5 protein-coding genes are annotated in these 7,111 nt (G+C 70.8%); 2 read left to right on the forward strand and 3 right to left on the reverse strand.

What is annotated here, in order from left to right:
- The coding region (locus tag Q0066_RS13060; RefSeq protein WP_298133569.1) for a glycerol-3-phosphate dehydrogenase/oxidase at nucleotides 1-1,669 on the reverse strand (1,669 nt) is incomplete at its 3' end.
- Nucleotides 1,670-1,814: 145 nt separating this feature from the next.
- On the opposite strand from Q0066_RS13060, the gene Q0066_RS13065 reads away from it, so the two are divergent.
- Entirely contained in the window at nucleotides 1,815-2,594 is a 780-nt protein-coding gene (locus Q0066_RS13065) for an IclR family transcriptional regulator (RefSeq protein WP_298133571.1), read from the forward strand.
- Here Q0066_RS13065 and Q0066_RS13070 read toward each other — a convergent pair.
- Both Q0066_RS13070 and Q0066_RS13075 read right to left on the reverse strand, forming a co-directional pair.
- Nucleotides 2,563-4,032 carry an iron-containing alcohol dehydrogenase gene (locus Q0066_RS13070; protein WP_298133573.1) on the reverse strand — a complete coding sequence of 490 codons (1,470 nt, stop codon included), beginning with the start codon at nucleotides 4,030-4,032 and terminating at the stop codon, nucleotides 2,563-2,565. The genes Q0066_RS13065 and Q0066_RS13070 overlap by 32 nt on opposite strands.
- A gap of 5 nt (nucleotides 4,033-4,037) precedes the next feature.
- On the reverse strand, nucleotides 4,038-5,567 hold the full coding sequence (locus tag Q0066_RS13075; protein ID WP_298133574.1) for an FGGY family carbohydrate kinase: 1,530 nt from the start codon (nucleotides 5,565-5,567) through the stop codon (nucleotides 4,038-4,040).
- 249 nt (nucleotides 5,568-5,816) lie between these two features.
- On the opposite strand from Q0066_RS13075, the gene Q0066_RS13080 reads away from it, so the two are divergent.
- Nucleotides 5,817-7,111 (forward strand): FAD-binding oxidoreductase (locus Q0066_RS13080; protein WP_298133576.1); only part of this gene is annotated, 1,295 nt, incomplete at its 3' end.

Here is a 7,111-nt window from a genome sequence, read left to right on the forward strand (position 1 = left end):
GGGTGATGCCGAGGTTCTCTGCTTCGCGGGCGACGTCGGTGCGGAAGTCAGCGACCTGACGGTCGATCTCGGCGGCGGGCAGGCCCAGCTCGGCGGCCAGCAGTTCGCCGACCCGCGGCGCCGCTTGGGCGGCTGCGGCGGCGTGCAGGAAGCGGGCGGGGATGCGCCGGGTGAGGATGTCGGAGACGGTGCGGGCCATCTCGTGCCTGATCGCGAACACCACTTCGGCCCACAGGTAGGGCAGCTCGGGGGCGATCGGCTCGGCCAGAGCCGGGTCGGCCAGAGCGAGGTCTTCGACGAATCGAGCCTCGGTGCCGTACCGGCCGGAGAGATGGGCGAACCGGCCGCCGGTGGCCTCCACCGCTTCGGCGTCGAAACCGGCGCCGCCGACGATCGGCGCGTGCGTCGTGCGGCAGCGCTGCTTCACCTCCAGCAGGCCGCATACCTTGTCAACCGCCTGTTCGGCCATCGACCGGGACACCGTCAGCTTGCCGCCGGCGACGGTGACCATACCGTCGGCGACGGTGATCTCATGCTCGCGGCTGAGCTCGGCGGTGTCGCCCTTGCCGGTGTCGATCAGCGGACGCAGCCCGGCCCAGGTGCCGGTCACGTCGTCCATGGTGAGGTGGGTGGTGAGGGTTTCGTTCAGCGATTCGAGCAGCAGTTCGGCCTCTTGCCGGTTGCAGCGGACGTCGTCCGGGTCGCCGTCGTAGGGGGTGTCGGTGGTGCCGATGTAGCAGTAGTCGCCCCACCGGACGACGAACGCCCGGCCGCCCTTGCCGCGCAGCCCGCCCAGCATCGGGAAGACCAGGGTGGACTGGCTGCGTACCTTCTCCCACGGCACCACGACATGGACGCCCTTGGCCGGCCGGATGCGGCTGTGATGGGCCGGCTCGTTCAGCGTATTGACGCCGTCGCTCCACACCCCGGCCGCATTGACCACCACCCGCGCCCGGACGGTCCGCTCGGTGGTGCTGCCGTCGGGGTTGGTGACGACCAGGTGGGCGGTGCGTGGTTGTCCCGGGCGGAACGGCTCCAGTTCGGCCAGTCGGCAGTAGTTGGCCAGCATCGCGCCGTGCAGGGCGGCGGTGCGGGCCACCGAAACCGTGAGCCGGGCGTCGTCGGTGCGGGTGTCGAAGTAGAGCAGCCCGGCGATCAACCCCTCCGGCCGCAGGGTGGGGCAGTGGGTCAGGGTCTCGGCGGCGCCCATCCGACGGTGCAGCTTGCCGATCCGCCAGCCGCCGACCGCGTCGTAGGCGACCAGCAGCGCCCGGAAGGCCTGCGCCATTCGCGGTCCGAACACCGCCGATTCGCGATAGATCGGGAACAGGAACGGCAGCCGGCTGACCAGGTGCGGGGCGCGTTCGTAGAGTCGTTGCCGCTCCAGCAAGGAGTGATAGACGATCCGGAATTCCCTCTGCTCGATGTAGCGCAGGCCGCCATGGATCATCTTCGACGAGGCGGACGAGGTGCCGCAGGCGAAGTCGCCGCGCTCCACCAGTCCCACCCGCAGGCCACGCAGTGCGGCGTCCAGGGCGACGCTGACACCGGTGATGCCTCCGCCGACGACCAGCACGTCCAGCGGTGCCGCCGTCATCGCCTCCAAAGCGGTGTCTCGGTCGAACGCCACCGGGGCGGTCTGGTTGGCGACGACGTCACGTGCCCGCATCTGCTCCTCCTGCATCTCCGCGCACGGACCAGCGGGTCCGCGCCGACCGGACCATGATGCGCCGCCGTCGGCGACGGCGGCAGTTGAGTGACACGGCATGTCATCGGGGGTTGTCCGGCCCGGACGGGCTGCAAAGAATGGCCTCATGGCGCCGGAGGAACGAATCCCGACCGTGCTTCGGCATGCCTTCACGATCCTGACCGCGGTGGGCGAGGCGGGGCCGTCCGGTGCGGACGCCACCGAGCTGCACATCCAGACCGGGCTGAACATTCGCACCGTCTACCGCCATCTCGCCTCGCTGCGCACCCTCGGCATGATCGCGGGGGCCGGAGACGGCACCCGCTACCGGCTCGGACCGACCATCGCCGGGCTGGCGCAGAACGCGTCCGATCAGCGCGAGTTCCTGCGCAAGGCACGACTGTTCGCCGAAGAACTGGGGGAGCGCACCCAGGAGCCGGTGCATGTCACCGTCTACGACCAGGGCACCGCCGTCACCGTCGCCAGCGCCACCCGGGAGGCGATCATCCGGCAGAAGTCACCGCCGATCGTGGTCGGTTCGCGGCGTCCGGCGCATGCCAGTGCCAGCGGCAAGATCTTCCTGGCCGCGAACCCGTCGGCGTTCCAGGCCTACGCGGTGCGTCCGTTGGAGCGGTTCACCCAGTACACGATCACCGACCTGCACGCGCTGGAGGCCGAATGCCTGGCCGTCCGAGCCCAGGGCTGGTCGGAGGATCGGCAGGAGTTCCTGCTCGGCGTCACCTGTGTCGCGGTACCCGTGTACGGCATGAAGGGACGCGCGGTCGGCGCCCTGGTGGTGTCGACCAAGTACCCCCGGCTGACCACCACGCAGCGCAACGGGCTGCTGCAGGCGTTACAGCCGGCGGCGCAGGAGTTCACCGCCGCGATCGGTGGCTCGGCTCCCTGAGCTGGTTGAACTCGGCGAACAGGCGGTCCACCAACTCGTCGGTCCACAGGCCGAGGAAGCCGAGGAAGTCGGCGACCGACAATCGGCGGCGCATCAGCCGGGCGTGGGCGAAGGCCCAGCGGACCTCGTCCGGACCGAGCCCGGGTGGGACGTCGGCGAAGTCGAGCGGATGTCCTGTCGCGGCCAATGCCCGCAGATAGCGTTCCGGGTCGGCGGCCAGCTCGGCCAGCTCGGGCTTGCGGCGCTCCCAGTCGCGCAGCAGTGCCAGCACCTCGGTGCTGTGTTCGGTCCACGATCGGCACTTCGCGGCGTAGTCGGCCCAGCATTCGGAGGCCATCGCGCCGCTCGGATCGAGCTCGTTGAAGACCCGCTCCACCTGCTCGCGGGCCTGCTCCTCGTCCACCGCGGGCAGCCCGTCGAGGAACGGACGCGGGTCGAACTCGGCCAGCAGGTACCGGTAGGCGAGCAGCACCAGGGCGGTGGCCAGCCCGCACTGTTCGCCGTGGTTGCCGATCGGGCGTCCGTTGTGGTCGGCGGCCATGTCGAGCATGTGGCTGGTGACATGTTCCAGCCCGGACGCCGGCGCGGACTCCCCGGCGAAGCTCATCGCGAAGCCGGCGGCGGCCAGGTTGGTCGCCATCGCGCCGGCGGTCGCCGTCCCGCCCGCGGTGAACGACGGCTCACTGTCCAGGAAGCCGGTCAGGCCGGGCAGGAACACCGCCCGGGACAGCGGCTCCCAGTCGCCCATGCCGCACCAGTTCGCCAGCCGGTAGTCGGCCAGCGAGCAGCAGCCCACCGCGGCGTCACCGATGCCGCCGAGCGCGTAGTCAGCCGGGGTATCGGCCAGCGTGCGAGTGTCCAGCACCAGCCGATCGGGCAGCCGCGACGGCACGGTGCGCTTCACGCCATTGGTGGTCACCACGGCCAACTGCGAGGTGTACGCACCCACTGAGTTGGCGGTCGCCACCGCGACATGGAACATCCGCAATCCGGGCTGCTGCTGCTCGATGCCGAACACCGCATGCTTGGCCAGATCGGTGATCGTGCCGGACCCGACCGACACCACGGTGTCGGTGGGCTGCAGCTGCGCGCGCAGCTCTTCGACATGCTCGGTGGTGGTGTGCAGATCATGCGGATCGGACAGCACGATCGTGCGCACCTGCAGCCCCGCCCCGGTCAGCAGATCGACGACCAGGCTCTTCAGATCGGCGCCGGCGCGCCACATCGGCTGATCGTCGACCACCATGGCGACCGCGGTCGGACGACCGCGCAAACCCGCGATCTCCGGCAAGTCGAGCAGGACGTCCGGGCCGAGATGGAGAGCCTCCATGGACAGGCTGCGGTCCCGACCGGAGACCCGGCTGGCCTGTTGATAGAAGCCAGCCAGGTCGTCAGGGTCGAGATCGATCAGCTCGGGTGCGCCGAGGGGTTCGGGCATCGCCGTCACCGCACCCCCGCCAGATCGGCCCGCCGCCAGCCCAGGGCACGCTGGACGGCGTCCGCCCAGGCGCTACGGCGCAGCTTCTGCTCGGCCTCGCTCATCTGCGGATGGAAGACCTGGCCCAGTTCCTTGGTGGCATCGGCCTCCTCCGGGCTGGCCCAGACACCGGTGGCCACACCGGCCAGCCAGGCCGCGCCGCGGGCGGTGATGAACTCCGCCTGCGCGGCCCGCATCACCGGCACCTGCATCAGGTCGGCCTGCGCCTGCAGCAGGGCGTCCGAGCGGCCCAGGCCGCCGTCCACCGCGATGACCGTCGGGGACACCCCGGACGCCTCGCTCATCGCGCCCAGCAGGTCGGCGATGGTGTGCGCGATGCCGTCCAGGGTGGCCCGGACGACGTCGGCCTTGGTGGTGCCCCGGTTCAGGCCGACCAGCATGCCGCGGGCGTTGCCGTCCCAGTAGGGCGCGGCGAAACCGGCCAGGGCGGGCACGCAGACCACGCCCGAGTTCGGGTCGGCGGCGGCGTAGGTGGCGTCGATGACGCTGGCCTTGTCGAGCACGCCGATGCCGTCGACCAGCCAGTCCACGCCGCTGCCGGTGACGAACGAGCCGCCCTCGAACAGGTAGGTGGTGGTGTCACCGATCCGCCAGGCCACCCGGCAGTCCAGGCCGCCGCCCGGCACCCGGGCCTCGGTGCCGATGTTGAAGTCGAGGAAGCTGCCGGTGCCGTGGGTGCACTTCACCGCACCCTCATTGAAGCCGCCCTGCCCGTACAGCGCGGACTGCTGGTCGCCGACGATGCCGGTGATCGGCAGTTCGGCACCGATCAGGTCGGCCCGGGTGACGCCGAAGTCGCCGTCCTCGGAGATGATCTCGGGCAGCAACCCGACCGGGACGCCGAGCTCGTCCAGGAACTCCTGCCACCACACGTGCGCGGTCAGCTCCATGCCGCCCGACGAGCCGGCGCAGGACGCCGAGGTGACGAAACGGCCGCCGTCCGGGCCGCCGGTGAGCTTCCAGATCAGCCACGAGTCGGGGGTGCCGCCGTACAGCTCGCCCGCTTCGGCCCGGCGTCGCAGCTCGGGGTCGTTGCGCAGGATCCAGCTCAGGTGCAGCGGCACGTTGGCGGCACCGAAGGACAGGCCGGTGGTCTGGGTGAACTTCTCACCCCAGGCCGGACGCAGCTCGTCGACCATGTCGGCGCACCGGGTGTCCTGCCAGCTGAAGATCGGCGCGACCGGTTCGCCGGTCGTCCGGTCCCACAGCACGGTGGTGGTGCGCTGGGCGGCCATGCCGAGCGCGGCGATCCGGCGTCCGTCGCGCTGGGCCTCGGCGATCACGTCGCGCAACGCCGCCTGCGACTTCTGCCAGATCTCGTTGGCGTCCTGCTCGACGGCACCGGACGGCTTGGTCTCGATGCCGAGCGGCTCGCCCTTGCTGGCCAGCACCTTGCTCGCCGCGTCGAACAGCACCGCACGGGTGCTCGTGGTGCCCTCGTCGAGAACCAGCACCGTCGGATCGTTGTCGCTCACCATTAGTTCCTCCCGCTCCTTTGCGTGTCGCCGGACGCCGTGGCCGGCGTGATCGGGCCGGCCCGTTCCTGCGCTGACGCGACGGACGCCGACCCCTCGGCTTGTTCCTGCATGCTCGCCAGCGGTCGATTCCAGGGTCAAGGAGTGTGACGTCCGGCGTCACTGGTCTTGAGCGCCGACGCCGGCCGGCGGCAGGGTCGGTCCCGGAACCTCACCGGCACCCTTCCCAACCCGGAACCAGGAGCAACGATGGAACACCTCACCCAGATCCCCTCGGACGCGCTCGCACAGCTGCGCGACGCGGTCGGCGAGCAGGCGGTCAGCACCGACGCCGCGCAGATCCGCGAACTCTCCAAGGACAGCTCGGTGCGCAGCAAGAAGGCCGAAGCGGCGGACCGGCCGCTCGCCGCGGCGCAGGTCGTGGTCACGCCGCGCTCCACCGAGCAGGTGTCGGCGGTGCTGTCCTGGGCGAGTACGCATGGCGTCCCGGTGGTGGCGCGCGGCCTCGGCAGCGGCGTGGTGGGCAGCGGGCTGCCGGTGCGCGGCGGGGTGCTGCTCGACCTGGCCGAGCTGACCGAGGTCGGCGAGGTGGATGTGGTGAACCGCACCGTCACCGTCGGCGCCGGGATCAACCTCGGTGACCTGGACACCCAGCTGCGCGAGCAGGGGCTGTCGGTCGGGCACTACCCGCAGTCGCTGTACCTGGCGTCGGTCGGCGGCTGTGTGGCGATGCGCGGCTCGGGCACCTTCTCGTCCCTCTACGGCAACATCGAGGACCGGGTCGGTGAGCTCGAGATCGTGCTGCCGACCGGTGTGGTGGTGCAGACCCGTTCGCTGCCCCGGGCGTCCACCGGGCCCGATCTCAGGCAGCTCGGCATCGGCTCCGAAGGCATGTTCGGGGTGATCACCAAGGTCACCCTCAAGCTGGTGCCGGTGCCGGCCGCGCAACGGTTCGCCGCCGTCCGGTACGCCGGTTTCGAAGGGGCGCTGGAGACGGTGCGCCGTGGGCTGATCGCCGGCGTCCGGCCCGCCGTGGTGCGGATCTACGATCCGACCGAGGCGTCCGCGAAGCACGCCCGGTTCGCCCAGGACGCCGGCTGGTTGCTGGTGCTGGTCTTCGACGGTGACGAGCGGCTGATCGCCACCCAGGAGGAGATCATGCTCGACCTGGCGGCCTCGCTCGGTGGCGAATCGCTCGGCCCGGAGCCGGCGGTGCACTGGGAGCAGCGGCGGTTCAACTGGTCCTGGTTCACCGACGCGGTCGACCACGAGGGCGGTATCGCCGAGGCGATCGAGGTGACCGCGACCTGGTCGGAGCTGCCCGGCCTGTACGAGCGGCTGAAGAAGGCTGTGTCGCCGCACATGCAGGAGTTCATGGCTCACGTGTCGCACGTCTACGACCAGGGCGCGGCGCTGTACACGATCGTCCGCGGCGAGTACGCGGACGATGCGGCCGCGCTGGAGGCCTACGACGCCACCTGGGAAGCGGTGATGGCCGAAACCCTGGCCTGCGGCGCCCGGATCTCGCATCATCACGGCATCGG

The sequence above is a fragment of the Micropruina sp. genome, from assembly GCF_027492755.1.
Taxonomy (GTDB): Bacteria; Actinomycetota; Actinomycetes; order Propionibacteriales; family Propionibacteriaceae; genus Micropruina.